This is a genomic window from Litoreibacter meonggei, assembly GCF_003663885.1.
GTDB lineage: Bacteria > Pseudomonadota > Alphaproteobacteria > Rhodobacterales > Rhodobacteraceae > Litoreibacter > Litoreibacter meonggei.
On the sequence record NZ_RCCE01000008.1, the window covers coordinates 39,732 to 66,262 of the forward strand.

A 26,531-nucleotide genomic window follows, 5' to 3' on the forward strand; every position below is an offset into this window, starting at 1 on the left:
CCTTAGAACTGCAACCGCAGCTGTGCGGTCACGCCGTAGCTGCTTACGGAACCGGAGAAGCGGCCATCAGCACGAATAGATGCGTTCATCTGCTTGGCTGCACCGAATTTGCCCTCGTCGATAATCTTCACGTAGTTCACGCCCATGCTCAACTCGCCATACGCTCCAAGGTTCTCGGAGGTCAGGTTTTGCGATGCGCCACCCGCATCGGTGTAGACCGAACGTCGCTCTTTACCGAAGTCGTTGTAGTAGGTGCCGGTTGCAAAGATGTTGGTGGCCGACGTGCCATCGTCGCCGAAGAATGTTTTCGCAAGCGTACCACCCACAAAGCCAATCGCCGTGGTGCTGTCTTGCGTTTGCAGCGTCGCCCCATCCGTAAAGGTCAGCGTTGCAGCTTTGGTTTGCGTCAAACCGAACCCAGCGGTCGGCACGAAGGTCAACCCGCTTTGCTGCAAGGGAATGGAATAGCTCAACGCGCCAGACACCGTCAGCGCTTTGGTCTTCAGCGTCGAATTCGTCAGGCCCAGAGCCGACCCTGCGACCACCGCCGTGTTGGTGAACTCGTAGTCGGTTTGCTCCGTGCGGACTTGCAGGTCAGCCGACAACGCGCCCTTGGCCGCTGCAAGGTAAAGCCCGGCATAGGTTTGGCGGAAATCCCCATCGGTGATCGAGGTTACTGTGTTTGTTACCTGCGTTGCATTGTTCTGGTTCACCGCAAAGACCGGTTGCGTGGTTGTGCCTTGGTTCACACCAAATATCCCGCCAAAGGCCAGATCCCAACCGCCGAAGGTGCCGTTGAAGCAGCCCCAGTCGCCACCAACCTGCAAGCCGTAATACTTGGCGTCGATGGTCGAGGAAATGTTGGACACCGCGTTTTGCGTCGCACCGCTGACTTCGGCGCTACCGCCTACGAAGCGGCCCCAGGTGCCAGCGCCACAGCTGTCGTCGTCCTCATAAGCAAGACCAGAAACAAACGGGCTGGACGGACGGTTGATTACCGTGCCGATAAGCGACTGTGTTAGAACCACATTGCCCGCGATTGCCCCGATACCGGGGTTTGGCTGGGCCGCAAGGCTCAGATCGCCCGCACCGTTCTGAAACAGGCCAAATACCACTTGTCCGCCAGATGGCGGCAACCCGCTCGCGCCGAAACTAAAGTTGTTACCCGCCGCACCAAAGGAGTCATCCACGTCAAAAACGAGAACTGCTGGATCGGCGATAGATGGCGTCCCTGCTCCGATGGTGTTGAAGTTCAGCACGTAGCTACCGGTCGTGGCCCCGCCAGTGACAACAATCGTGTCACTGTTAAGCCCGCCCGGTGCGGAGCTGTCGAGATTGGCGTCTAGGTTAAAGACACCCGTCCCGCTCATACCACCTGCGATGTTAACCTGATCTGTCGTAACGCCATTGGTCATCTCGACCGTGCCGTTGTGGACCATGCCACCAGAGGCGACAGTGAAGCCACCCGCAGTGGTGATCGTGCCGCTATTGGTCAAGCCGCCGTTGAATGTGCCCGCGTTAGACAGCATCGCGCCAGTGTTGGTGGTGCCGCCATTGATGGTGCCCTCCACCACAAAGCCGCCAGCGGTTGCATTCGTGTTGGTAAAGCCCGCGCCTGTGGTGATGCTCTCACCGCCCGCAAGGTTCAGCGTGCCAGAGTTGGTGCCTGCGCCAGTGATCGCAAGCGCGCCCACCACATCCAAAGCACCAGAGTTGTCCAGCGCGCCCACAGTGCCCGACAGGTTTGCTGTCCCGGAGCTGGCCACGGAGCCGGTCACGATACCAGAACTTGTCAGCGTGCCCGCGTTGGTCACGTTGCCCGCAATCGTGCCGGTGTTGCTCGCAGTAGCGCCCGCCGCCGTCGCGACATTGCCGCCGATCGTGGAAGAGTTGTCGAGATTGCCGCCATTAACCGTCACATCACCAGTGATGTTGGCTGCGTTGTTGGTGTCACCACCACTTTGCGTAACGCTCGCCACGGTGCCTGCGATCAAGTTCAGATCAGCCGCATTGGTGATCGCGCCTGTGGTACCTGCGTTCACGTTAACCGTGCCCGCTTGGTTGTCGACAGTCGCCAGCGTACCGGATGTATCCAGCGTGCCACCATTGTTGACCGTCGCTCCTGTGACCACACCAGTAGCACTGACAGTTGCCGTCGCCGTGTTGTTCAACGACGCCAAGGTGCCGTCTGCCGTCAACGTACCAGAGTTGCTCACTGTGCCCACTGTCGTACCTGCATCCACATTCGCGGTGCCGGAGTTGGTGATCGCGCCAGCGGTGCCAGCGTCGACATTCAGGATACCCGCGTTGGTGACAGCACCCAGATTACCTGTGCTGTCCACCTGCCCTGCGGTGATATTGGTCGCACCAGTTACCTGTCCGTCTGCGCCCACCGTGGTCACACCACCGCCGACATTCAGCGCGGCAACAACGGTCGAGTTCGCCGTCCCACCGTCGCCGATCAGCGTGGTGCCGGTCGAGGTGACGACCCCTGCGGTGCCATCATTGATGTTCAGGATCGCACCCGTGTTGGTGACGTCGCCCAAGCTGCCCGTGCTGTTCACGGTCCCCGCGCCGCTCACCGTGGTGGCCCCCGTTACGGCGCCAGTGTTGGTCAACGTGCCGCCTGTGACATTGGCTGTCGTGGTCACCGTGCCGGTGTTGGCAAAGGTACCGCCGGAATTGTCAGCGATGCTTGCAACAGTGCCGTCATTCACGAAGGTGCCGGAGTTGGTGATCGCTCCCGCAGATGCGCCCAGATCGACATTCGCGATGTTGGTGTTTGTGATATCACCAGCAGTTCCAGCGTCCACGTTCAGTGTGCCCGCGTTTGCGACAGCGCCCAAAGCGCCGGTGCTGTCCAGCTGCGCGCCTGCTGCGACGGTGCTTGCGTTGGTGACGGTGCCGTCGGTGCCAACAGTCGTGACCCCGCCATTCACCGTCAGGCTGTCAGCAGTGGCGGCAACGGCGTCGCCGTTACCGATAATCGTCGTGCCTGCGGTCGTGACCGCGCCAACCGTGCCGTCATTGGCATTCAGCGTTGTACCAGCCGCCACATCCGTCGCGCCCATCGACGCCGCAGCTCCGGTTTGGGTGATCGTACCGGTGTCCAGATCCACCGGACCTGTGATGCTGCCGGTGTTGGCAGTGGTCGCGGTCCCAAACGTATTCTGGTTCAGGCCAGCCATGGTGCCCGCATTGACCAGAGTGCCTTGGTTCGTCGTCAAGCCAGAGATCGCCCCTGCCGCCTCGTTGGTCAGGCTCGCCGTGGCTCCGGTGTTGTTCGCCGTGGTGATCGTACCTGCGTTGGTTGTGGTGCCTTCGTTATCCAGTGTCGTCACAGTACCGCCGTCGATATCCAGCGTCGTACCCGCTGCTACGTCGCCCGTTCCGATAGAACCAGCCGTTTGTGTCAGGGTCCCGATATTGACCGCAGCTACACCCGTAATCGCGCCGGAGTTGGTGCCGGTAGCACCCGCGCCGCTTTGGTCATAGCTCGCAACAGTGCCTTGGTTGTCTACAGCGCTGGACGTGTTGCTCAACGCGCCCGAGACGACACCCGCGCCTTCGTTGGTCACGGTCGCGCCATTGGTTGCCGTCAGGCTCGCCATGGTGCCTGCATTGGTCACGGTCCCTGCGTCCACGGCCACGGCACCTGCGGTGCCGCCGTTCACATCAAGGTTGCCATCGGACACCACGTTCACCGCCGCTAGGTCGCCAGCGGACACCACATTGGCCGAATTCGCAGCCCCCGCCGCGTCACCCACAGTCGTCACACCGACCACATCACCGTCGGTGCCGACGGTAAATGTACCATCATTGACGACCAAGGTTGTGTCGATCTGCGCCGCAGTACCGGTGTTACCCAACGAGCCGGTGCCGCCGTCAACCTGAACAGAGTCAGCCGAACCGCCGTTAAGATCAGCGGAGCCGTCGGCATTCACAATGACAGCCGCCAAGTCGCCGGTGCTGGCAATCGACGCTGTTGCCGTGCCGCCTGCCCCGTCACCGACGGTGGTCAGGCCGCCAACCATACCATCATCTCCGACGGCCACTTGGCCCTCGTCGATCTGCAACGTGCCTGTCACCGAAGCTGCGGTGCCAGTGGTGCCCACAGAGGCAGAGCCGTTATTTGTCACCTGGACAGAACTTGCAGTGCCTCCATTTACGTTCAGCGTACCATCGCTATTCACGGTCGCAGCACCCGTCAGTGTGCCGCTGGAGTTCACAATCGCGGAGCCCGCCGCACCAACAGCATCACCCACAGTGGTCGTCCCGGTGATTGTACCGTCTGTTCCCACGATGGTGGTGCCGTCATCCGCCGTTAGGGCGCCGGACACCGCAAATGCGGTCCCGGTGTTACCAATAGCCAATGTGCCGGTCGCGCCGGTGCCTTGGTTCACGTTCACCGCGGTGCCGCCATCTAGATTGGCTGTGCCCAAGTTGGACACATCACCTTGCGTGCTGGCGCCCGTCGCCGTGAAGGTCGAGCTGGCATTGTTGGTCACGTCACCCATGGTGCCTGCGTTGCTGGCTGTGCCACCATTCACGAAGTTACCCGTGGTGCCATTGGCGGTGTTGTTGAACACCCCGCCCGCGCCATTGGTTACAACTGCCGCCGTCTGGGTAATCGTGCCATCGTTGTTGATGGTCGCGCCCGACGTGTTGGTAAAGGTATCGACCACCAGGGTGGAGCCATTGCCGATGTCGATCTGCGATCCTGCGCCCGTGTTGCTCAACGTCACAGCCGCGCCACCAAATGTGTCGCCCGCCCCGATGTTGATCGTACCGCCACCCGTGTTGTTGAGCAGATCGGCAGTGCCGTCGCCCACTGTAATGGTGCTCACCGTGCCAGCCGTGGTGATAGAGCCGGTGTTATTCAACGCCTCTCCGCCCACGTTGTCGCTATCTGCGTTGATCGTTCCGCCACCTGCAAAGGCTATGACACCTCCACCAGTATTGTTGTTGATCGCGCCCGCATCCGAAACGATCCCGCCATCGGCGACGTTAAGTGCAGACGAGTTGTTCAAGGTGTTTCCGGTCCCGACAAGGCTCGCCCCTGCCCCAAGCAGATTGATCGAACCCGAGTTGTTGCTAATGGTCACCGCCGTCAGCGTCGTGCCAGCCGCGATGTTCGTCGTCCCGTCATTGGCAAACTCGCCCGCGGCCAGACCCGTAGTTGTTGTCGGCCCGTTCGATCCATCGACGGTGACGTCACCGTCGACAGTGAATGTCGAATTGTTATCGAGTGAGCGTACACCGGATACAGACCCGGCAGCTTCGACCGTCAGGTCACCGTTGTTGGTAATGTCGAACCCGTTCGCCGCGATGCCCGCCACGATGTCGGTGTCACCACCTGCCGCGACGATCAGGTTACCCGTCAAGTCAGCGGCAATATCCTGAGACCCCGCGTTGGAGACGTTGCCGTTCAGCGTCACGCCTGCACTTACGTTTGAGTTCGAATCCAACACGATGCTGTTCGACGTTACGGTCAGGCCGTTGCCGGATGCATCAGTCAAGTTGCCGTCATTGGTGAATGTTCCGTTTGCCCCGTTGGTGCCCGCTACCGTCAGCTCCACCGCCGCGGCTGCACCAGCGTTGTTCACGGTGCCGTTGTTGGTCACATCGCCATTGATCGTGGTGTTCTGCTCCACGGTGAAGGTAGCACTCGCGCCGCTATTCACAGTCACGTCGCCACCAAACGTGCCGCCACTCGCGACGACGGTGCCGTTGTTAATCGTGGTAGTCCCACCAACAGACCCGCCTGACCCGTTGGTGAAGGTGCCCGCCGTGTTCGTCAGATTGCCTCCGATGGACCCGCCAGTGTTATTCGACGTGCCCGCAACTGTAGCATTGCCGGTGACCGAACCGCCGGCGTTGTTCAAGCCGCCGGACGTCGTGGTTACGTTGCCGCCAATGGACCCGCCGCCGGAATTGTCGACCGCCGCAGTGGCAGCCACATTACCTGTAATAGACGAGCCAGCGCCAGAATTTGTCACCGTGCCTGATGTCGACGTCAGATTGCCGGTAATCGTGCCACCGATATTGCTCAGATTGCCAGCCACAGAGTTGGTGTCTCCCACGACACCGCCCGAGTTGATCGACCCGCCGTTATTGTTCACTGCTCCCGCAGTGCTCGTCAGAGTGCCAACGACGTCACCGCCCGCGCTGTTATCAAACGCGCTTGCCACGGATGCGGTCCCTTGAATCGTGCCGCCTTGGTTGTTGATCGCACTCGTGCTCAACGCATTCACGTTGCCAGTGATCGTGCCACCAACGTTGCTGACCTGTCCTCCCGCAGCACCTGCAGCGGTGCTGACATCGCCAAAAACAGTGCCTGTGTTGGCCAAAGAGCCGCCAGTCAACGCCACACCAGGATTGGTAATGGCAGATCCGACAGTGCCCGCATTGGTGATCGTTGCCCCCGCCGCGTTAGCAACCGAAGTGGCATCCAGTGTCTGACCCGCGCCAATGTTGATCTGTGATCCGGCGCCGGAGTTGTCCACATCACCAAGGCCCGTCAGGGAGCCGGTCGTCAAATCAATTGTTCCGCCGCCCGAAACCGCGCCTGTGCCGTCGGTGCCGTTGTTCAGGTCAGAGCCCGCTCCATCCACGGTGCCTGCCGCCACTGTGATCGTGCCGGTGTTGTTGATCGCTTCGCCACCAGCCGCGTCGTCATCCGATTGCAACGTGCCGCCATTGGTAAAGGCGATCGTGCCACCCGCGTTGTTGTTGATAGCGCCCGCACCGCTCACGGTGCCGCCCCCCAACACGTTGATCGTCATGTTGTTGTCAAGCGTACTGCCAGTTCCTTGCAGGGTGCCGGAGCCGTTCACGTTGATCGTGCCGTCATTGGTGATGGTGTCGGCGGCCAGCGTGGTGCCTGTTGCAACTTCTACAGTGTCGGTGTTGGTCAGACTTCCGGTGATCGTAGTGTCATTATTAGCGTTGAACGTCCCATTGTTGACCACATCGCGGGTCGGGCCTGCTGGAAGAGCCGTGCCGAAGGTCGTTGTCGCGTTGGTATTGAATATTCCGTTGTTCGTCAGACCATAGCCAAGCGCCCCGCCTTGCGTCAGGGTGGCTGACGAAATCAGGTTCGCCATCTCGAAGATAACAGTAGAACCGACGGTTTGTGTCGCGCCAGCTGCCAGTTCCACAGAACCGGCGCCGCTAAAGGTCAGTGTCTGACCCGAGGTGCCGAAGCTGCCAGCGCCAGTATAGGCGTATGCGCCAGTCAAGGTGGTAGGCCCCGCTACTCCAAGCGCGCCCGAGTTGGTGATTGCGCCGGTCACGTTTACTGTGCCATTCAACGTCGCCGTGCTGCCGGTTCCGATAAGAATGCCGTTTGTTGTAACCGTGCCGTTGGTGATGGAGCCGCTCAACCCGTTGGCAAGATCAAGGCCACCGATGGAGCCGTCGGTCAAAGAGAACGTGCCCGCGTCAATATCAACCGTATTGGTGACAACAGATGTGGCCCCGGTGATCGTGGTCGAGCCGCCCACGGTCTGGTTGACTGCGCCCACGGTCGCGCCCGAAATCGTAACTGCCCCGCCTGCGTTGTTTACGGCATTGGCGACGCTGGAAGCCCCATCAAGTTCAACGGCAATGCCGCTGGCGACATTCAGATTGTTGGCCACATCGAAGTTTACGTCGCCAGATAAAACTGTGCCCGTGTTCAGCGCCACATCGACGGCGTCAATATCTAGACTGCCACCTGCGACGGTTACGTTGCCAGAGTTGGTGAAGGTGCTGACGCCGGAAATCACATTCGCGCCAGAGGTGTTGGTGATCGTACCGCCAATGTTGTCCAAAGCGCCCGCGACAACAGTGTCAGCCGTCACGTTAATCTGATCGCCAGACGCCACATTGGTAATGCCACCACCGAAAGAGCCACCCGCAAGGTTTAGAACGTTGTTGTTTCTAATTTCTGTAGCGTTGATCGACGCGCCAGCGCTGTTGGTTAGTGTGCCGGATGTGCGGACAATCACATTACTGGCACTCGTGATGGTGCCATCATTTGTGTAGCTGCCGTAAATGTCGACATTGCCAGACGTCGTGGTCAGGTTCACCGTCCCGGTGGACGAGGTGCCTGTATTCATCCTGATGGTGCCCGCCTGAACCGTCACCGAACCCGACCCCGCGTTGATGTCGCCGGTGTTGGTGAAAGAGGTGGCACCAGAAATCACGGAAGTCGCGTTCGTCGCGTTGGTAATGTTACCCGCGTTATTTAGTCCGCCAGTTAGCGTCGCGTCCCCAGCGACATCCAGCGTGGCGTTTGCTCGGTTTATGACTACCGCAAGGGCCCCGCCATTCAGCGTCACGTTACCAAAGTTGCTGATCGCGCCGCCAACCGTAGCGCCAGATTCAATTGTTAGATTGTCATTTCTTGCGTTGCCAACCGTGCCCGTAACGTTAGCACCGTTCTCCAAGTTGATGGTGCTAACAACCGTAGTCCCGGTATTCGCAACACTTGCCACCGTGCCAGACACATTGATGGTCCCGTTCGACGTAGTGCCATTCGAGACAGCCCCTGCCGAACCTTCGATGTTGACGACACCCGCAGCCCCGCCGGTGTTAGATACATCGCCCGCCGAACCGGTGGCGCCAATCGTTACAGTCCCGCTACCGCTGTTGGTTACGGTAGATGTAGACGCACCGTTCAATGTCAGCTGTGTGCCGTTGTTTATGATACCGCCACCCGCGGTGACTGCGTTATCGAATGTTACGGTACCGGTGCCGTTATTTGTGATGGTGCCAATCCCGGGGCTGCTGAACCCAAGGGCAGTCACACTATTGCCGAATGTCAGGTCACCGGCACCCGAAATAGCAAAGCTACCTCCCGACATCGTTGCGTTAATTGTGGAATTTGTGTTCACGATTAACGACTCGTCGCCAGCAACCGAGTTATCGAAACCCAGCGTGAACGCGTTACCGACGATCGTTGTATTCCCGTTCAGGGTCATATTCCCGACCGTAATGTTTTCGAGAAGCGTTACCGTGTATGTGCCCGGTGAAAAGACCACATCATCTAGCTGATCAAACCCCGGTGCGCCCGGGCCAACAGGAACCCAGTTACCGTCGTTCGCCCCGGTATCCCAAATCCCGCTTTCGCCTGCTGTCACAGTCCCACCAAGACCGATCCATTGAGCATCCTGCGCAAGCGATGGGTGAGTTCCCGTCACAGCGATCAGCGCTAAAACCGCGAGAGCCGAAGTGGTCGAGCGTAATGGCAACTTTGAACGGAAACATGAGTGCATAAAAGTTTGGGAATTTGAAACGAACATTTAAAATAGCTCCGGATAACGCATTGTCGGAAGCTCGCACAGATGTGACGTTTGTTCAACAGTCAGGCAATATCTCGCCTAAATTAGGGGTCTATTAATCACTCCTGTTGACGTGGAGCCACACGGGTGATTTTTTCGTTTATTATCAATGAATTATTCGGTGTCGTCGAATCGCACTGTTACGAACTCGACGACAATGAAACCCTTGGAACTGGATTTTGCACGGCCTTTGCCTCTACTGCAGCGGCATCCTGAATAAATCGAAAAAGATGCGTGACAATGTAGCCAGCGACAAAAGCATTCGGCGCGAGAAGGTTTAACTCTCCCGCAGCCGCGCGCCCCTCCTTCAATTTTGCAAACCAGCTTTCATAAAGTTCCGGATGGGTTTGCTGCAATCGCCGGGCAACTGCTGGCCATCCTTGCGCCCCTTCCGGTACCGCACTCAGCGGCACCACTTTTGGGGTCGCCGCGGCAAAGTCCACTTTTACCACCCGGCGCGCACCCGACATCTCCTCCATGCGATCGGCGAAGTCGGGACCTACGGCGGGCCAACATGCTTGGGTGTTCTCGTAGATGCGGGCATAGTTCAGGCGGTAGGCCCCTACCCTGCCCCGCACACCGGCACGTAGACACATGATCCAGCCATCTTGGGTCAATCGTTTCATTTCCCGTTTGACCGTCCGCTCGTTCACCGCCCAAAGCCGCGCCAGCTCGGCTTGCCCAATCGACACTTCGTCCAACCGCCAGTTGTAGCGCGCCGTCACCATAGCGCTCAGCCGCATCAGCGACGTCTGCACCGTTGGGCTGCCATGAAGCCCCGCGACCCCAAGCGCCGTCAGCAAATCATATTTCAAAGACCCCGCCTGAGGGCCTGTCAGCTTCTTAAGTTCCACGATACCATGCCTGTCACCTAGCGCCGGTCCAAGTCGTCCGGCCTTTTGCCTCAAAGCCTTAGCGGCCCTTTGCACCTTCTTTGGATGCGATTCTGCTTGAGGATGACAAAGGCACGATTTCCCGTTTTCTGTCAACAGGTTTGCAAGAACGGGATTATCTTCAAATCTTCCAAATCAAAAAGAAAATATAGGTATATTGGTGAAGGGGGACATAACTGCTGTCACCCTATTTAGTGTCTGCTGTCACCTTATTCCGGCTCTGTCGAGAGAAGGTGTCACCATATCTAGCGTCCGGACTCGCGCTGAATCCTGAAAATCCCGCAAATTCGCCGAATCGATGAAAAACGCGATATTTCTGAAATTGGGTTTTGCCTGTTTCGCATTTTCCCGTTATTCAGCAGAAAACGTACAAAAACAAGAGCAGGCATTATGAGAGACCATTCAGACCTTCAAGACATGAACGAACGCTCCCTCGCGCAGCAGACTGCTGTGCGCCGCGCGACCTTCTCGCCGGGGGAAACCAAGACGCTGCGCCCCTTCTCCATCTGGGAAATCTCCCAGTTCATGTTCGACGTCCCCGCCGACACGCTGCGCAAGAAGCTGGCGGACGACCCGTCCCTGCCCCAGGGCGAGACCCAAGAGGACGGTCGCCAGCGCTGGTTTACCCTTGAGGAGATCAACGAGCTGCGTCTGCGCATCAAGTTCCGCGGCAAGAACCTGAAGCCCGAGCGCCCCAAGGGCCGCGCGATGCGGGTGGCGGTCAGCAACTTTAAGGGCGGCGTTGGCAAAACGGTCGTCGCCCAACACCTCGCCAATGCCGCCGCGCTCGACGGCTACCGCGTGCTGTGCATCGACTTCGACCCGCAGGCGACGTTGACCCACTCCATGGGCCTCAACGAGGTGAAGGAGACCAACACCGTCTGGGGCATCATGTGCCGCGATCTGTGCCGCGAGGCGGACCGGATCACGGAGAGCTATGACGACCCCGACGACTGCCCCTACCCTTCTTCGGATGAGTTGCCCGAGGATGTTCAATCCATTGGCGCGCAACGGTTCCAAGACTTCATCCAGCCCACCTGCTGGCCGACCATCGACATCATCCCAAGCTGCGCCAACGCGGCCTTTGTCGAATTCGCCTCCGCGCAATACCGCTCGCTCCACAAAGCATGGAGCTTCTTCGGCTGCGTTGCCCGCTACCTTGATGAGTTGCCGGACGACCAGTACGACCTGATCATTTTTGACTGCCCGCCCGCCATCGGCTATCAGTCGCTGAACGCCGCTTTCGCCGCCGATATCCTCTATATCCCCTCCGGCCCCGGCTACTGGGAATACGACTCCACGACCTCCTATCTGGGCCAGTTGGGCGACGCGATGCAGGACATTTCCGAAGGCTTCGCGACGCTCGCAGAGGACGCAGGGTTAACGCTTCCCAAACGCTTCCATGATGTACGCCTCCTCATGACGCGCTTTGAAAATACCAACCCGCTGCACCTCGCCATGATGGATGCCTTTCGCAACGTGTTCGGGGCGGATGTCTGCGCGAACCCGATCGAGATGACCCGCGCGGTGGAGCAATCGGGCCGCTTCCAGATGAGCGTCTATGAGCAGGATTACCGGCAAATGACCCGCGAAACGTGGAAGCGTGCGCGGCAAAGTTTTGACCGCGCCTATGATGAATTCCGCAACACTCTGCTGGCCTCGTGGAAGCGCCAGTCCGAGCAAGGAAAGGATTGACCCCATGACACGCGACAACAAATTCGGCTTCGCGCCGCTGGAAACCAAGTCGATGAAACCCCGCGAACGCTCCGTTGGTCCGATGGGGGCCGCGGTGCGCGACGCCGCCGAGAACCTGACCGAGAGCACCGAGGCAAAGGTGGAGCAGCGCCGCCAGAATGCCGAGGACGCCAAAGCCTTCCGGGCCGCCGCCGACGAGGGCCGTGTGCTGGAGCGTGTAGCGCTCGCCGAGGTCCACACCGACGACCTGCCGCGCGACCGTCTGGAGCTGGACGCGGTGGCCCAAAGCGACGAGATGGAGGAGCTGAAAGCCTCGATCATGGCGCGGGGGCAGAAGGAACCGGTAGAGCTTTATCGCGGCGAAGACGGGCGCTTGCAGTTGAAGAAAGGCTGGCGCCGGTTCACCGCGCTGTCGCAGCTGTTCGCAGAGACTGGCGACGACGCTTATGCGGGCATCATCGCGCGGATTGCGCGGGCCGACGACAACCGCCTAACTCGCTATATCGACATGGTCGAGGAGAACGTGGTCCGCGAGGATCTGACCTTTGCCGAAATGGCGCAGGTGGCGATCACCGCCGCGAACGATCCGCAGGTGGACGAGCCATCGGCGGACGTGCTGGTGGGGCGGCTCTATGGGGCGCTGCATAAGATGAAGAAGTCCTACATCCGCAGCTTCGTGACGCTGCTCGACGCGCTGGAAGGCGACTTGACGTGGCCCAAATCGGTGCCGCGCAATCTGGGCGTGGACGCCGCACGGGCGCTGAAAGCGGGGCAGGGGAGCGTGAGTGATCTGCGCACCAGTCTGTCCGTCGCGTCGACACCGGAGGCACAGAACGCGGTGCTGGCGGATTTCGCGGGCGGGTCTGCTCCGGTCGCCAAGCCTGCGCCGAAAGCCCCCAAGCAGAAGTTCGAGTTCCATGTCGGCCAAACCAAGGTGACCGCCCGTCAGGGGGAATGCCGCATCGTGTCCAAGCAGGATTATGCGTCGATCCCCAAGGCGCAGTTGCAGCGGGCGATCAAGGCGTTCGAAGACGCGTTGAAGGAGGAGGGCAAGCCCTCCATCAAGAGCCTCTAGGGTAACCCATGGGTTACCGTTTGGGGTGTTTGAGGGAATTATTCGCGCTAATCAAATCAAAATGGGCTGGTTTTTGATTTGATTAGCCGATAGAAGCACCTCATGGCAGAAATCTGGTCCTCCCCCTATTGGCCGCGTTTTACCTATGACGCGACCGCCCTTGCGCCGCTTCTGGCCGCCGCGTCCGAGGCGGTGGGGGAGGTTCGTGGCATGTATGCGGGCCTCACCGATGACGAGCGGCACCAGATCATTCTGCGCGAATTCACCCGTGAAGCCGTCCACAGTTTCGCCATCGAAGGGGTGGAATTGGATGCCTCCCAGATACAGGCGTCGATTGTGGCGAGCATGGCAAATCAGGCTCTAACCCACGCCAACAGGCGCGCCGATGATGTGGTCACGGTCATGCGCGACGCGCGCAGTGGGGCAGGGGAGTTGACCGCCGAACGGCTGCAAGGCTGGCACGCGACGTTATTCGCCAAAGCGGAGGTCGAAGACCTCGGCCAGTGGCGCAGCTTCGACATGGTGATCGCCAAGAGCAATATCGCAGGTCGGGAGAACGAGGTGCTATATCGCGCCGTTCCCGCCGCGCGGGTCGACTACGAGATGGGGGAATTCCTGTCCTGGCTCGCCGCCGATGACAGCCCGCCCGCCATTCGTGCGGCCTTGGCGCATTTGTGGTTCGAGAGCATCCACCCGTTCAGCGACGGCAACGGGCGCATTGGTCGGGCGTTGATAGAGTATGTTTTCGCCCAAACCGCCCTGCTGCCGTTTTCGCTGTCCCGCCAGATCGAGGCGGACAAGCAAGGCTACTATGACGCGCTGCAAGCGGGGCGGCAGGAAGGGCAGGGGGGCATCGACGCGACCCCCTTCGTCGGCTGGTTTCTGGAGGCGCTGCTGGCCGGTGTTGACGCAGCACACGCCGAGGCGCGGTTCCTCGCGGCCCGCAACCGCTTCTTCCTGCGCCACGAGAGTGTCATGAATGCCCGTCAGGGGGCTGTGCTGCGCAAATGGTGGGGTCTGGGGCCTGAGAGCGTCGCAGAGGGCCTTACAGCGCGTCTCTACGTCAAACTGGGCGGCATCGCCCCCGCCACGGCCACCCGCGACCTGACGGCGCTGGAGGAGGCCGGCGTGCTCGAAGGTGTCGGGGCAGGGCGGGCGAAGGTGTATCTGGTGGTCTAATCGCGGTAGCGCTACGGATCCGAAAATCTGCTATACTGTCAGGTGAAACAAACTTGGCTCACCTGTAACACCTACAGTTTGGATATGGCAGATGCTCAATCTATCGTTTGGAAATTCGGTTATTGTGGCGACGATGATTGTAGCCAGCTCAGTCCCTTCGTCGACCTCCGCTACTCCTTTCGGCACCCTTTTGCGGGAAGCGGTGGAGCGAAGCCTCAGACAATCGACGGATGATGCCCTTGACGCCGGTTCCCGCCAGGCACTGCGGGGCAACAAACAAGGAGCAGGCGCGGCTTTGCGCCAATCAGAGATTGATGATGCGGCAGCGGCGTTTTTTGGCTCGGTTCCTCCAGAGGTCAGACGGCAGGCCCTTTTGCGTGCAGAGCCTGACCTACTGTTTACTGATCCCAGATTAGCCACTGCGCTTGGTCTGGAAGCAGTCATAAAGCAAAACCCCGAACTGCTTACGATGGTTCTGCCCGATCAAAAGGCGCTGGACGTTTTGACGCCCCGAGGCGTTGTTGCGCGCTACGCCGATATCGCGGCAAAAGAGGCGGCCAAACCAGATCCGTGGATGAGTATCGACATATCCACTGGCATGATGAAATTCGAACGCCCCATCATTGTTGGAGGGGTTGAAATCAAAAACGCGATGATCAATCTCTTTGTGGCGACGGGCTACTTGGGTGCCGCTTGTACTTTGATCGCACCGTGTCGTGACGCTGCGATCAAACTGGGCGCCGCGAAGCTCTTGGAGGCTGCCGCGGAGATTGAAAAAGAAGACTCCTGAACGTAAAAGAGCCCGCATATCGCGAGCCCCCAGTCTGAGAAGGCTCTATTCCCCCTCTTTCGGGCATTCCTCGACCAAGGGCAGGGCCTTGTTCGCCGCACCTGACAGTGTAGGGACCTGTGCGGAGCCTGCGCCGCCCATTGAGACCTGACCTTTGAGGTTGATCTGTGCCGCCTTTAGCTCGATCGTTCCACCACCGAGGGTGATGGAACAGCCCGGGCCTTTGATGGTGAACTTCTCGTAAGCCATAAGTGTGTGTTTGCCGGTGTTGTTGGTGATACTGTCGACCACGTTCAACGTGTATTTGCCGGACACCTCCTGCTCCACGTTGCGGCCCACTGAAACGAGATGATCGGCATAGATCGCCTGTTTGTGGATGTTGCCGACGTTGTGGACGTGGTCCTTGCCGTAATTTTCAATCTGATCGCGACCGACGGTGTAATTCACGTCTCGCCCGACGTTGTGGCGGGCATCGCGTGCTACGGATTCAGTGTGATCCTGGCCGACAGTGATTGATTTGTCGCGGCCAACGGTCTCGAACTGGTCATTGTCGACCCGCTTTTCGCGATTGTTCTCGATGTGGATCTCCTGATCCTTCTGGCCGTGCATGTAGATCTTTTCCTGATCTTTCTCGTCTTCGAAAGTCAGCTCGTTAAAGCCGCTGCCCTGATGGGTGTCGGTCTTGAACACGGATTTGGTCTTGTTGGAGGGCAATGCGTAGGGGGCGTTGTTCTTGCCGTTATAGACGCAGCCGGTGACCAGTGGCTGGTCGGGGTCGCCTTCAAGGAATTCGACCACGACTTCCATGCCGATGCGCGGGATGATCATGCCGCCCCAGCCTTTACCGGCCCAATTTTGCGACACACGGCATCGCATCGAATAGGCTTTCAGGCGGTCCCAATGGAAATGCACCCAAATGCGGCCATATTCGTCGCAATCAATTTCACCCTCGCCAACGACGGTCGCGGTTTGCGGGCCGTGTACGATGGGGCGGGGGGTGATCCGCTCGGGTTCGAACGGCTCGGTTATCGGGGTCATGATGTAGCTGGCGGTGTAGGCATACCCGTCATCGCCGGAGTTGCCCGAGCCGTAAGCTTGCGAGCGGAAGCTGTAGTCAACGCGAACGCACAGAAACTCCTCGTCGAGGATGCCTGGAACCTGCTGACCGCCCACTATGACACGGCACCCGGCATTGAGCGATACCACGTCGCCCACAACCGAGTGGAAGTGGTCGTTGGAGCGCTCTTGCAGCGTACGCAATTTTGCCACCGCGTCGCCGCGCTGGCGATCGAGGTAGTCGCCGGGATAGTCGAAGCTTTCGATCTGCCCGTTGTCATATTGCGCATCGCCCACATGCTCCGTCAGCATTTGCGACACAGGGGTCTTAAAGTTGTAATCGGTCATTGTGATCGCGCCGGTGGTCAGCAAGCGGCGGGGCTGCCAGTGCCAGAAGTGTTCTTCTGGCGGGCGATGCTGGCCGTCGACGGGGTAGAAAGGCACCGTTTCCTGATCGATCTGCGGAAAGTTGTCCATGTCGTCGTTGAGGACCAACTTATGAGAGCCTTCCTCGTGGACAAAGTAGTAGTGGATGCCGAATCGCTCCAGCTGACGGGCGACGAAGGTGAAGTCGCTTTCGCGGTACTGAACTGTGTATTCAAGCTCGGGGTAGGAGCGGGACAGCTGAACCTCGAACGGCGTGTCGCCATGGCCGGAATAGTCCCCGAAGACCTCTTCCACGATCTGCACTACGTTCATGTTGTGGAAGATTTTCTGGTTGCGGCGGCGTGACGCCAGCCAGAACCACGGGCGGAGGACTAGATTATAGGTGTTGCCGTTCTCTTGGACGCCCGTCCACTCGGCCTCGGTAACAACCCCGTCGAAGAAGGATTTATCGCCTGACATGGAATCAAGTTCCACGGTGGCGTGGGTACCGATGATGTTGGTGAGGTCGATATTCGCCTCGTGAGACAACGCCTCGACGTTGAACTCGAACAGATCATCAATGCTGCTATGGCCGTCAAATCGCAGAAGAACCAAATGGTCCTTGCCAAGCGTGGTGTGAAGCTTGCCGACTTTGTTGTCTTGGGAAAATGGTTTGTTCATGAAAATAGAACCCGGTTAAAAAATGAAATAATTGCCACGATGCTACTCTTGTCGTGACGTTTTGCCAAGAAATGATGATGCGCCGACGGCAATAGTCATTTGTTATCAGCAGATAGAGCTTGGGAAACCAGTCGGGGACTGACTTTGGTGTGTGCCTTAAGTCATCACCCGCGCGGGTTGACCAGCTTGGCCAGCACCGTGTCGCGGGTGACCTGCCCGATCAACTTCCCGTCGCGGGTGACACCCAGAACGGGGGTGTCGGCCATCTGGTCCATGATCTCGGTCACGTCCGTATCCGCGTCGATGGTGGCCTTGGGCGTGCCTTTCACTGGTTCCACCATGTCGCGGGCGCACAGCACACCAAGGGGGTTCATGTGCGCCACAAAATCCGCCACGTAATCGTTTTGCGGGTTGGTGAAGATGTCCTGTGGGGTGCCACATTGCACGATGCGCCCGCCTTCCATGATGGCGATGCGGTTGCCGATCTTGAACGCCTCGTCCAGATCGTGAGACACGAAAATAATAGTGCGCTTGAGTTTTTGTTGCAGCTCCAGCAACTCGTCTTGCAGGCGGGTGCGGATCAGCGGGTCGAGGGCACTGAAGGGCTCGTCCATCAGCAAAATCGGCGCATCGGTAACGAAGGCGCGGGCGAGGCCGACGCGTTGCTGCATACCGCCGGACAACTCACCCACCTTGCGGTCCGCCCAATCGGCGAGCCCCACGAGGGCGAGTTGTTCTTCGACTTTGGCGTTGCGGTCGGCTGTGGCCATGCCGCCAAGCTCCAACCCGAGGCCGACATTTTCGCGCACGGAACGCCATGGCAGCAGACCAAACTGCTGGAAGACCATCGCGATGGTGCCAAGGCGCATGCGTCGCAGGGTCTTGGCGTCGGCGTTGGTGATATCCACCATGGTGCCGTTGTCGTTGACCTCCACTTGGCCGCGCACGACGGGGTTCAGGCCGTTTACGGCCCTGAGCAAGGTCGATTTACCGGAGCCGGAGAGGCCCATGAGCACCAGAATTTCACCTTCGGCCACGGTCAGGGAGCAGTCATGCACGCCTAAGACTTGGCCAGTTGCTTCCTGCACTTCTGGGCGGGTTTTGCCGTCGTCCATCAGGGGCAGGGCGGTGGCGGGTTTGTCGCCGAAAACGATCGAGACGTTTTTGAAATCAACTGCGGTGCTCATTGTGAGTCCTTGGATTTGGTGTAGCGCAACACGCCTGCAATGCCATTTGGATCGCCGCCGTCGGAGGGGTGCAACTGGCCGTCATTCACGATTATCTCGGAAAGATCGAAGGGCGAATGACCCTTGAGGCAGGCCAGATTGACGCCAAGCTCGTTCGGGTCGGAGCGGCGCTGATGGTGGGTGTAGATGCCGCAAGTGGCGCAGAACCAGTGCTTCGCTGTGCGGGTGTTGAACTGGTAAAGCGTCAGGTTGTCCTCGCCTGCCGTGATGGTGACGCCGTCCAAGGGTGCCGTCACGGCGACCGCACCGCGCATGGTGCAAAATGAGCAATCGCATCGCCGCGCGGTGTTCAGCCCGTCGCTGAGGGTCACGCGAAATTGCACCGCGTCGCAATGGCAGGCTGCGTCGTGGGTCTGGCTCATTTGCCATCCACCCGCAGCATGCGGTCAAGCATGATGGCGACGACGACGATGACGAAACCGGCCTCGAAGCCCAAGGCAGGATTCACCTGATTGAGCGCCCGCACCACTGGCACGCCAAGGCCATCTGCCCCGACAAGCGCGGCGATCACCACCATGGACAGCGACAGCATGATGGTCTGGTTCAGGCCCGCCATGATTTGGGGCAGGGCGTAGGGAAGCTCCACCTTCCAAAGCGTCTGGCGGGGGGTTGCGCCGAAGGCTTGCGCGGCCTCCAGCAAGGGTTGCGGGGTGGACGAGACGCCTAAGTGGGTCAGCCGGATGGGTGCGGGCAGCACGAAAATCACGGTGGCGATCAGGCCGGGCACCATGCCGATGCCGAAGAAGACAATGGCCGGGATCAGGTAGACGAAGGTCGGCAGCGTTTGCATCAGGTCCAGCACTGGGCGCATGGCGGCGAACAGGCGCGGGCGGTGGGCGGCGGCGATGCCGATGGGGGTGCCGACGGCCATGCAGACCACGCAGGCGGACAGCACGAGGGTGAGGCTTTCGGTGGTTTCTTCCCAATAGTCCTGATTGAGGATGAACAGGAACCCGAGGAACACGAACAGGCAGGTTTTCCACGAGCGTTGAAGCAGCCATGTCAGTCCCACGAAGCCCGCGATGGTGACCAGCGGGTGGGGGGATTGCAGCACCCACAGGATCGCGTCAATCAGGGTTTCCATCACGGTGGAGAGCCCGTCGAAGAACGGCTCGCCCGCGTCTTTCAACCACTCGAATATAGCTTTGGCGGTTTTGCCGATCGGGATTTTGTTATCTGTGAGCCAGTCCATGGGGTCTTTCCGGTTTGTTGCGGCCAACATGCCGACAAATGGGCGTGACGGGAAGCGGGTTTATTCCAGATTGGCGCGACGGGCAGTGAAGGCGAGGGTGGTGAGCGCTGCGAGGCCCGCCAGTGCGTACCATCCGGCGATGGTGTGGATCTGGTCGAAGGACAGGTTGGCGCTGGTGCTGGCGGAGCCGGAGGCCAGAAGCAGCGTTGCGGCGAAGACCAGCCGTCCGGTCAGGCTTTGCAGCGACAGGTATGTGGCGCGGGTGCCGTCCTCTAGAAGGGGTTGGATGCGGGCCTGAATGAACGGTTGCGACAGGGAATTGGGGATCATGCGGAACAGCAAAAGCCCGATGACAAGGACGCTGCCAGACAGGGCCAGCGAGGCCACCAGCGCGATTTGCATGGCGAAGGCGACCAGCAGGATGGCAGGCAGCCCGATGCGCTTGCGGATGCGTAGCGCCACCAGCGAGACCAGCACGGACAGCACCATCATCGCGGCGGAGACGGTGCCGGAGACCAGCGGGGCCTCGGATCGGAGGCCGCTGGTGGCCATCGCTTCGGCGATGAAGGGCTGGCCGAAAACGAACGGGATGTGGCTGAACACATACATCAGCAGGCTGAGCGCGAAGAGCCAAAGTAGCGTCGGATTGGCGAAGTTGGCGCGCAAGGTGCGCAGGTCATCGAAACGCTCCGGCGCGCGCAATTTGTGGGGTGGTTCCTTGAGTTGCAGGGTCACGGCGAGCAGCACGGCGGCGGCGATGGCCCCTGCGGCGAAAGGCAGAGCGCCGGACCACAGCGCCAGCGCGCCCCCAGTGACGGCGGACAGGGCAAGCGCGGAGAAGCCGAAACGCCATGCGCGCAGCTCGTGCGTTTCAACCTCATCTGAGCGACCTTCGGCGGTGAGACTTTCATACAGCAGCGAGGTGTCGGTGCCGGACCGGAAGGCCGACGCCGCGCCCAGCAGGATTTGCCCACCCGCGAAGATGGCGAAGCTGTTGCCGACGGTGATCAGCGCAGCGCCAGCGAACAGAGCGATGGCCGCGCAAATCAGAGTCAGGCGGCGGCCAAGGCGGTCGGACATGTAGCCGGACGGGACTTCCAGAACCGTGGTGGCGATGTCGTAGATGACGTAGAGCAAAATGGCCTGAGATGCAGAGAGTTCCTGCTGGAAATAGAGAAACCACGTGGCCTGCCAGAACGCGAGGTTCTGGCACAGTTTTAGCCATGGGTAGAGGGCGAGGTTTCGGGTCATTGGCGCAATAGCCAGACTTCCTCGGTTGCGGGATGGCCTTTTAGGCCGCCTTCTGCGTCGTCATGTGCAAGGCGTTCTAGGGTGTAGATATTGTCGTAGAGCGTGTGTACTTCGTCGGCGGTGATAGCGAACGGCGGGCCGTTCATAACACTTTGATCGTATTGGACGGTGACTAGAAGTTGCGGCGCGATATTGGTGATTTTGGCTAAATGTGCGGCGTATTGTGTTCGCATGTTGGACGGTAAAGCGACTAGAGCGGCGCGGTCGTAGGTGGCGTCTATGTGACCGAGCGTGTCTTGGGTAAGATCGAAAACATCGCCGACATAGATTTCGACGCTATCCGCACTGAGGCGCTTGAGCTTGCCCAGATCGGTGGTGTCGGGCGTCACACCTAATTCGTTGAACAACTGCTCGATGGCGAGTGCACTCAGCTCGGCCCCGATGACATGGTAGCCTTGAGCCATAAGCCAAGCGATATCGTGGGTTTTTCCGCACAGCGGCAGAAAAATACGGGCGCCTTTGGGCAAGTTTAGGGTCTGGACATGGTCAACGAGATGCGCATTCGGCTTGCGTTGGTGGAACCCTGTTTGACCGGCTTCCCACCGCTTGTGCCAGAAGTCTGCTTTCATAGCGCTGTGCCTGTCGTTTGAAGAAAAAAGGCCCGAACGCGACGCGCTCGGGCCTGAATGTTAGATGATGTCGGCTGGCTTACAAGCCCAGTGCCGCCTTAGCCGCTGCAACGGCATCGCCGCCGTCTTTGGTGGTCACGCCGTCGAGCCAGCCCATAACCACATCAGGGTTAGCTTTCATCCAAGCAGTGGCCGCGTCGTCTGCATCCTCGCCGTCGTTCAGGATCGCGCCCATGATTTCGTTTTCCATGGCCAGCGTGAACTTCAGGTTACCCAGAAATGCGCCGACGTTCGGGCACTCTTCAGCCAAGCCCTTGCGGGTGTTCGTGTAGATGGTGGCGCCGCCCAGATCAGGGCCGAAGAACTCGTCTCCGCCGGTCAGGTAGCCCATGTCGAAGTTGGCATTCATCGGGTGCGGCTCCCAGCCGAGGAAGATCACCGGTTCGCCCTTTTTGGTGGCGCGTTCGACTTGGGCCAGCATGCCTTGCTCGGAGGATTCGACCACCTCGAAGTCTTTCAGGCCGAAGCTGTCGCCGTCGATCATGGACTGGATCAGGCGGTTGCCGTCATTGCCCGGTTCGATGCCGTAGATCTTGCCGTCCAGCGCCTCTGCTTTGCCTGCGATGTCGGCGAAGCTGGCGATGCCCATCTCTTTCGCGACGGAGTTTACGGCCAACGTATATTTCGCGCCTTCAAGGTTTTCGCGGACCGTAACCACTGTGCCAGCTTCGCGATAAGGCGCGATGTCGCCTTCCATTGTTGGCATCCAGTTGCCCAAGAAGACGTCGATATCGCCTTCGGCCATAGAAGTGTAGGTCACCGGAACGGACAACAGCTTGATGTCGGTTTCGTAGCCCAGTGCGTCCATCAGAACGGTCGTGGCCGCAGTGGTTGCGGTGATGTCGGTCCAGCCGACATCGGAGAATACGATTTCGTCGCAGTTGGCGAAGGCAGGTCCGGCGATGGCGGTTATGGCCAGCGCGGAGAGGGTGGTTCTAATGGACATTTGGTAGTCTCCCAGTTCGTGTTTTACTTTGCGCGTGAGGGTATACCGCTCGCCGCGAGTGTAAAGCTGGAACTGTCGGGAGACCGACATGGCCGCAGTTGCGATGACGAGATATCTGGCTGCAACAGATGATGGCTTGGAGATGTTGCTCGTGTGAAAACGAAAACAGCGAGCGCCTTACCGACGCTCGCTGTTTGAAATTTACGACCACGCAGTTGCCTGCGGTCGTGAGGCGGCTTAGGCCGCTTTTTTGCGCTTGCGTGAAAGACCAGCGATGCCCGCAATTGCAAAGCCAAGCAGTGGCAAGGAGGCAGGAAGCGGAACCGCAGGTGGTGTCGCACCATTGTATTCGATCAGGTATTTATAAGTGCCGCAGGTGCCGTCGCAGTCGTTCCATCTGTCGCCACTCCACCAACCGACAAGGTGATCTTCACCAAAATAGTTGTTGGGCTCGAACCAAGCAAAGTTGCTGTAGGAAGAGAAGTCTTCGCCGGTGGTCCATTCCCACGCGCCTTCGGTCGCGATGTCATTGCCACCCAACCATGCTTGAACATAGCCGTTGTGGTAAGGTGATGCTGCGGAGAACGCTAGGTTTACGGCGTTTGCGAAAGCCTGCTCTGCCGCGCTCGTGATGGAGGCGAGATATCCGGTTTCGCCAAGATGGCTTTTGGATTCGGCACTTGCCTTGGCTTGGTTCCAAGTAATTGGGCCGCCGCCAAGGTAGATAATTTCGTACCAATGATCGTTGCCACCGGCGCTAGCTTCCCATTGGATAGGAGCGGCGTGGGCAGGCGCGGATATGGCGAGGGCCAAGGCGGATGTCAGCAGGATAGATTTCATAGTTAAGAGCTCGCTCTTTACGGAAGTTGAAAGGTTGACGGCAAATACACTAGTTTTTTGGTGAAATTCCAGTGATATCTTCAAACATTTGGCACTTGTGCTTTTGGGTGAACAGACTGTTTCCATACAGGACTTAATCGAAGGTGCGATATTGGCGAAAATGCTAGGCGCTTGCCATTCTAGTAAAGCGGAACGTCGAAGCCCCCGACATCGTAAGCTGGCTTTTTGGTCCGCATTTTGAGCGCGTCGAGACTGTTGTGCTCTGTATGCTCATACGCCACCGCTTCGGGCATCAGGCCGGGGAGGTACGAGATATAAAGCTCTACCCACATCGTGCTCATTTCCAGCGCCACATTCTCGGCAAAAGAGGGCGTGTGCTGTGACGCACCAATGCGAGATGGCAGTTTGGGTTTGCCGACGCTTGCCGCCTGATCAGCTTGGACGCGCAGAGCGGCAACGGCGGCGAAAACGCAAAAGCCTATCAGGGGTAGAATGCGCAGGACGAGGAAAAATCGCCTCATGGGCCAGTGAACCCCATCTTGGCTGTGAGATTGGTCCAGAATTCAATTTCGCGCGACGTGGCTTCCATACTGCCCGGGGCAGGGGCGCGGGCCAGCGCGGTGCGATTGCGCAGGTCTGACAAGCCGGTTCTCGGCTTTTCTTTTTTGCCGGTGAGACCGGTCCACATCAGCTTCACGCTGTCTATAATTGTTGGCTCAGCTGGTCCCGTGCGGGTCACTTCCGATCCGTTCTTGGCAACAAAACGGGCGCCGGAGCCTCCGCCGGCGGGCGCGGTCATCGTTGTGTGGTAGGAATGTCCAAGCATCACGAACGCCCCGAACATAATGAGAGTGCCGACAATGCGGATTGTGCGAATGATGCCCATGATAACGGCCTTATGACTGCTCTGTTTCGACGCAAGTCGATCAGGGTATTGTGGTCATATCATGACAGATATTGGGTCACATTTGGAAACAATGCGCGCAGCTAGTTCGGCGGCGGCAGGGGACGTTTGACGCCGGAATCCTGAATCGCGACGAAGGTGAAGTCGCCCTCGGTGACCAGCTCAAGCTCTGCCGTGCGTTGGCGGCGGACCCATGTTTCGACATGCATGGTCAGAGAGGTGCGGCCGGTTTTGACGACCTGCGTGTAGACGGATACCAGATCGCCCACGAGGATCGGCGCGTGAAAGCGCATGGCCTCGATGGCGACCGTCGCGACGCGGCCCTTGGCGCGTTGCTGTGCCGTGGTGCCTGCCGCGATGTCCATTTGGGAAATCACCCAGCCGCCAAAGATGTCGCCGCCAGAATTGGTGTCCTTGGGGAAGGCCACCGTTTGCAGCGTTAGATCGCCTTCAGGGGCGGTTTGCGGTGTGGTTTTGGTCATAAGCGCAGCGTTTCACAGGTTTTCTGCGTTGCCAAGGTGGTTAGCGTGAAATGCGGTTGCGCTGGTCAAGCTGCTGGAGGCTGGAGCGTGGCTCCGGCTCCGGCGTAGGGCCGAGCAAGTCTTGCGCGGCTTCCAGCGCCAGTTCGAAAATATTGAGCTCGTCATCCGCGTTGGCCTGTTGCCCCGGCTTGTCGCCGGGGCTGACAAATTTAGGACCGAGCGCCACGGGCGCGGCCTCGTATGTGATTTCCCGACCTATGAGGCCAATGATGACCAAGGCGAAAAACACCCGCAATACCAATGCAATGCTGTTCCGAAACATACCCAATCAGCCCTTTTGTCCCTCCTTACATGCGCTTTGTGCACAAAAACTACGGCAAGTTTTTGGCGCATTTGCGGAAGGTTGCGGGCTGTTAGACGATTGTTGCCTCGGTTGCTGCGCGCAATTCGTCCTCGGTCACGCCGTCGGCGGTCTCGACGATTTTCAGGCCGCCTTCGACCACATCCAGCACACCTAGATTGGTGATGATGCGGTCGACGACTTTCTGACCGGTCAGGGGCAGGGTGCATTCCTTCAACAGTTTGCTATCGCCGTGCTTGGAAGTGTGGTCCATGACCACCACGACGCGGCCCACGCCTGCGACAAGGTCCATCGCGCCGCCCATGCCTTTGACCAGCTTGCCGGGGATCATCCAGTTGGCGAGGTCGCCGTTTTCGGCCACTTCCATGGCACCCAAGATGGCCATGGCGATCTTGCCGCCGCGGATCATACCGAAGCTTTGCGCGCTATCGAAATAGGCGGTTTGCGGCAGTTCGGTGATGGTCTGCTTGCCTGCGTTGATCAGGTCGGCGTCTTCTTCGCCCTCGATGGGGAAGGGGCCCATACCAAGCATGCCGTTTTCAGACTGCAGGGTGACCTCGATGCCGTCAGGGATGTAGTTGGACACCAGCGTCGGGATGCCGATGCCGAGGTTCACATACCAGCCGTCTTGCAGCTCTTGCGCGGCCCGTGCGGCCATTTGATTGCGATCCCACATGTTATGCGCTCCTCACAGTACGTTGCTCAATTCGCTTCTCGTGGTCGCCTTGGATGATGCGGTGCACGTAGATGCCGGGCAGGTGGATGTTGTCGGGGTCGAGCGAGCCGGTCTCGACGATCTCCTCGACCTCCACCACGCAGGTTTTGCCGCACATCGCGGCGGGCGGGTTGAAGTTGCGGGCGGTTTTGCGGAACACGAGGTTGCCGGTCGGGTCCGCCTTCCATGCCTTGACGATTGCGAGGTCGGCGAAGATGCCTTCCTCCATGATGTAGGTTTCGCCGTTGAAGTCTTTATGCTCTTTGCCGTCCGCGATCACGGTGCCGACGCCGGTTTTGGTGTAGAAGCCGGGGATGCCGCAGCCGCCTGCGCGCATGCGTTCGGCCAGCGTGCCTTGCGGGTTGAATTCCAGCTCCAGCTCGCCGGACAGGTATTGGCGCATGAACTCGGCGTTTTCGCCCACATAGGACGAGATCATTTTCTTGACCTGCTTGGTCTGTAGTAAGATGCCGATGCCGAAATCATCCACGCCCGCGTTGTTGGACGCAAAGGTGAGATCCTTGGTGCCGGCCTCTTTGATGGCTTCAAGCAACAGCTCGGGGATGCCGCAGAGGCCGAAGCCGCCAGCGGCGATGAACATGCCGTCATGCAGCAGCCCGTCGAGGGCCTCGGCTGCGGAGGGGTAAATCTTTTTCATCGAAGGTTCCTCTGAAACGCGCCGCAGGTCCGGCTGTTGGCGCCATTTGTTGCGTGGATTTGCTGCAGTTGCAACATAGTTTCGGGAGGTGTGTGAACTCACGCTGAAGCGCAGTTCCTGATTTAACCTTTTACTCCAATCGGTTCCGTAACTCCATCAGTTCGCTTTCAAACACCTCTAAGGGT

20 protein-coding genes are annotated in these 26,531 nt (G+C 59.2%); 4 read left to right on the forward strand and 16 right to left on the reverse strand.

Annotation, left to right across the window (positions count from 1 at the left end):
* Nucleotides 1-2: 2 nt before the first annotated feature.
* Nucleotides 3-9,185: an S-layer family protein gene (locus BCF46_RS18630; protein ID WP_147436022.1), complete on the reverse strand. Its 9,183-nt coding sequence runs from the start codon at nt 9,183-9,185 to the stop codon at nt 3-5.
* A gap of 281 nt (nt 9,186-9,466) precedes the next feature.
* The gene (locus BCF46_RS18635) at nt 9,467-10,180 is read right to left on the reverse strand and encodes a DnaA N-terminal domain-containing protein (RefSeq protein WP_121028099.1); all 714 of its coding nucleotides are present in this window, start codon (nt 10,178-10,180) and stop codon (nt 9,467-9,469) included.
* A gap of 429 nt (nt 10,181-10,609) precedes the next feature.
* Between BCF46_RS18635 and BCF46_RS18640 the strand changes: the two genes are divergently transcribed.
* From BCF46_RS18640 to BCF46_RS18655, 4 genes are all read left to right on the forward strand, one after another.
* Entirely contained in the window at nt 10,610-11,914 is a 1,305-nt protein-coding gene (locus tag BCF46_RS18640) for an AAA family ATPase (RefSeq protein WP_121028101.1), read from the forward strand.
* 4 nt (nt 11,915-11,918) lie between these two features.
* Nucleotides 11,919-12,989, forward strand: coding sequence for a ParB/RepB/Spo0J family partition protein (locus tag BCF46_RS18645; protein ID WP_121028103.1), 1,071 nt, complete (start codon nt 11,919-11,921; stop codon nt 12,987-12,989).
* Nucleotides 12,990-13,091: 102 nt separating this feature from the next.
* On the forward strand, nt 13,092-14,168 hold the full coding sequence (locus BCF46_RS18650) for a Fic family protein (protein ID WP_121028104.1): 1,077 nt from the start codon (nt 13,092-13,094) through the stop codon (nt 14,166-14,168).
* Nucleotides 14,169-14,259: 91 nt separating this feature from the next.
* Nucleotides 14,260-14,958: a hypothetical protein gene (locus BCF46_RS18655; protein WP_121028105.1), complete on the forward strand. Its 699-nt coding sequence runs from the start codon at nt 14,260-14,262 to the stop codon at nt 14,956-14,958.
* A gap of 45 nt (nt 14,959-15,003) precedes the next feature.
* Here the strand turns inward: BCF46_RS18655 and BCF46_RS18660 are convergent, their stop codons facing one another.
* The 14 genes from BCF46_RS18660 to BCF46_RS18725 form a co-directional block, all read right to left on the reverse strand.
* On the reverse strand, nt 15,004-17,061 hold the full coding sequence (locus BCF46_RS18660; RefSeq protein WP_121028107.1) for a type VI secretion system Vgr family protein: 2,058 nt from the start codon (nt 17,059-17,061) through the stop codon (nt 15,004-15,006).
* Nucleotides 17,062-17,225: 164 nt separating this feature from the next.
* Complete coding sequence (gene choV, locus BCF46_RS18665; RefSeq protein ID WP_121028109.1) at nt 17,226-18,248, reverse strand: choline ABC transporter ATP-binding protein; 1,023 nt, start codon at nt 18,246-18,248, stop codon at nt 17,226-17,228.
* On the reverse strand, nt 18,245-18,670 hold the full coding sequence (locus BCF46_RS18670; protein WP_121028111.1) for a GFA family protein: 426 nt from the start codon (nt 18,668-18,670) through the stop codon (nt 18,245-18,247). Before BCF46_RS18670 ends, choV begins: the two co-directional genes overlap by 4 nt.
* On the reverse strand, nt 18,667-19,500 hold the full coding sequence (choW, locus tag BCF46_RS18675; RefSeq protein ID WP_121028136.1) for a choline ABC transporter permease subunit: 834 nt from the start codon (nt 19,498-19,500) through the stop codon (nt 18,667-18,669). Before choW ends, BCF46_RS18670 begins: the two co-directional genes overlap by 4 nt.
* Nucleotides 19,501-19,560: 60 nt before the next feature.
* Nucleotides 19,561-20,751 carry an MFS transporter gene (locus BCF46_RS18680; protein ID WP_245990277.1) on the reverse strand — a complete coding sequence of 397 codons (1,191 nt, stop codon included), beginning with the start codon at nt 20,749-20,751 and terminating at the stop codon, nt 19,561-19,563.
* Nucleotides 20,748-21,380 carry a thiopurine S-methyltransferase gene (gene tmpT, locus BCF46_RS18685; RefSeq protein ID WP_121028115.1) on the reverse strand — a complete coding sequence of 211 codons (633 nt, stop codon included), beginning with the start codon at nt 21,378-21,380 and terminating at the stop codon, nt 20,748-20,750. Before tmpT ends, BCF46_RS18680 begins: the two co-directional genes overlap by 4 nt.
* Before the next feature lie 79 nt (nt 21,381-21,459).
* Nucleotides 21,460-22,386, reverse strand: coding sequence for a choline ABC transporter substrate-binding protein (gene choX / locus BCF46_RS18690; protein WP_121028117.1), 927 nt, complete (start codon nt 22,384-22,386; stop codon nt 21,460-21,462).
* A 237-nt stretch (nt 22,387-22,623) separates the two neighbouring features.
* Entirely contained in the window at nt 22,624-23,226 is a 603-nt protein-coding gene (locus BCF46_RS18695) for a lectin-like protein (RefSeq protein WP_170157985.1), read from the reverse strand.
* Nucleotides 23,227-23,405: 179 nt separating this feature from the next.
* Nucleotides 23,406-23,747, reverse strand: a complete 342-nt coding sequence (locus BCF46_RS18700; RefSeq protein WP_121028120.1) for a hypothetical protein — start codon at nt 23,745-23,747, stop codon at nt 23,406-23,408.
* Entirely contained in the window at nt 23,744-24,112 is a 369-nt protein-coding gene (locus tag BCF46_RS18705; RefSeq protein ID WP_121028122.1) for a hypothetical protein, read from the reverse strand. Before BCF46_RS18705 ends, BCF46_RS18700 begins: the two co-directional genes overlap by 4 nt.
* A gap of 101 nt (nt 24,113-24,213) precedes the next feature.
* Nucleotides 24,214-24,612 (reverse strand): acyl-CoA thioesterase, encoded by a 399-nt coding sequence (locus BCF46_RS18710; RefSeq protein ID WP_121028124.1) that lies wholly within the window; start codon nt 24,610-24,612, stop codon nt 24,214-24,216.
* 40 nt (nt 24,613-24,652) lie between these two features.
* A complete protein-coding gene (locus BCF46_RS18715; protein WP_121028126.1) occupies nt 24,653-24,934 on the reverse strand; it encodes a hypothetical protein in 282 nt (93 codons plus the stop codon).
* Nucleotides 24,935-25,025: 91 nt separating this feature from the next.
* Nucleotides 25,026-25,649: a 3-oxoacid CoA-transferase subunit B gene (locus BCF46_RS18720; RefSeq protein WP_121028128.1), complete on the reverse strand. Its 624-nt coding sequence runs from the start codon at nt 25,647-25,649 to the stop codon at nt 25,026-25,028.
* Nucleotide 25,650: 1 nt separating this feature from the next.
* Complete coding sequence (locus tag BCF46_RS18725; protein ID WP_121028130.1) at nt 25,651-26,346, reverse strand: CoA transferase subunit A; 696 nt, start codon at nt 26,344-26,346, stop codon at nt 25,651-25,653.
* Nucleotides 26,347-26,531 lie beyond the last annotated feature (185 nt).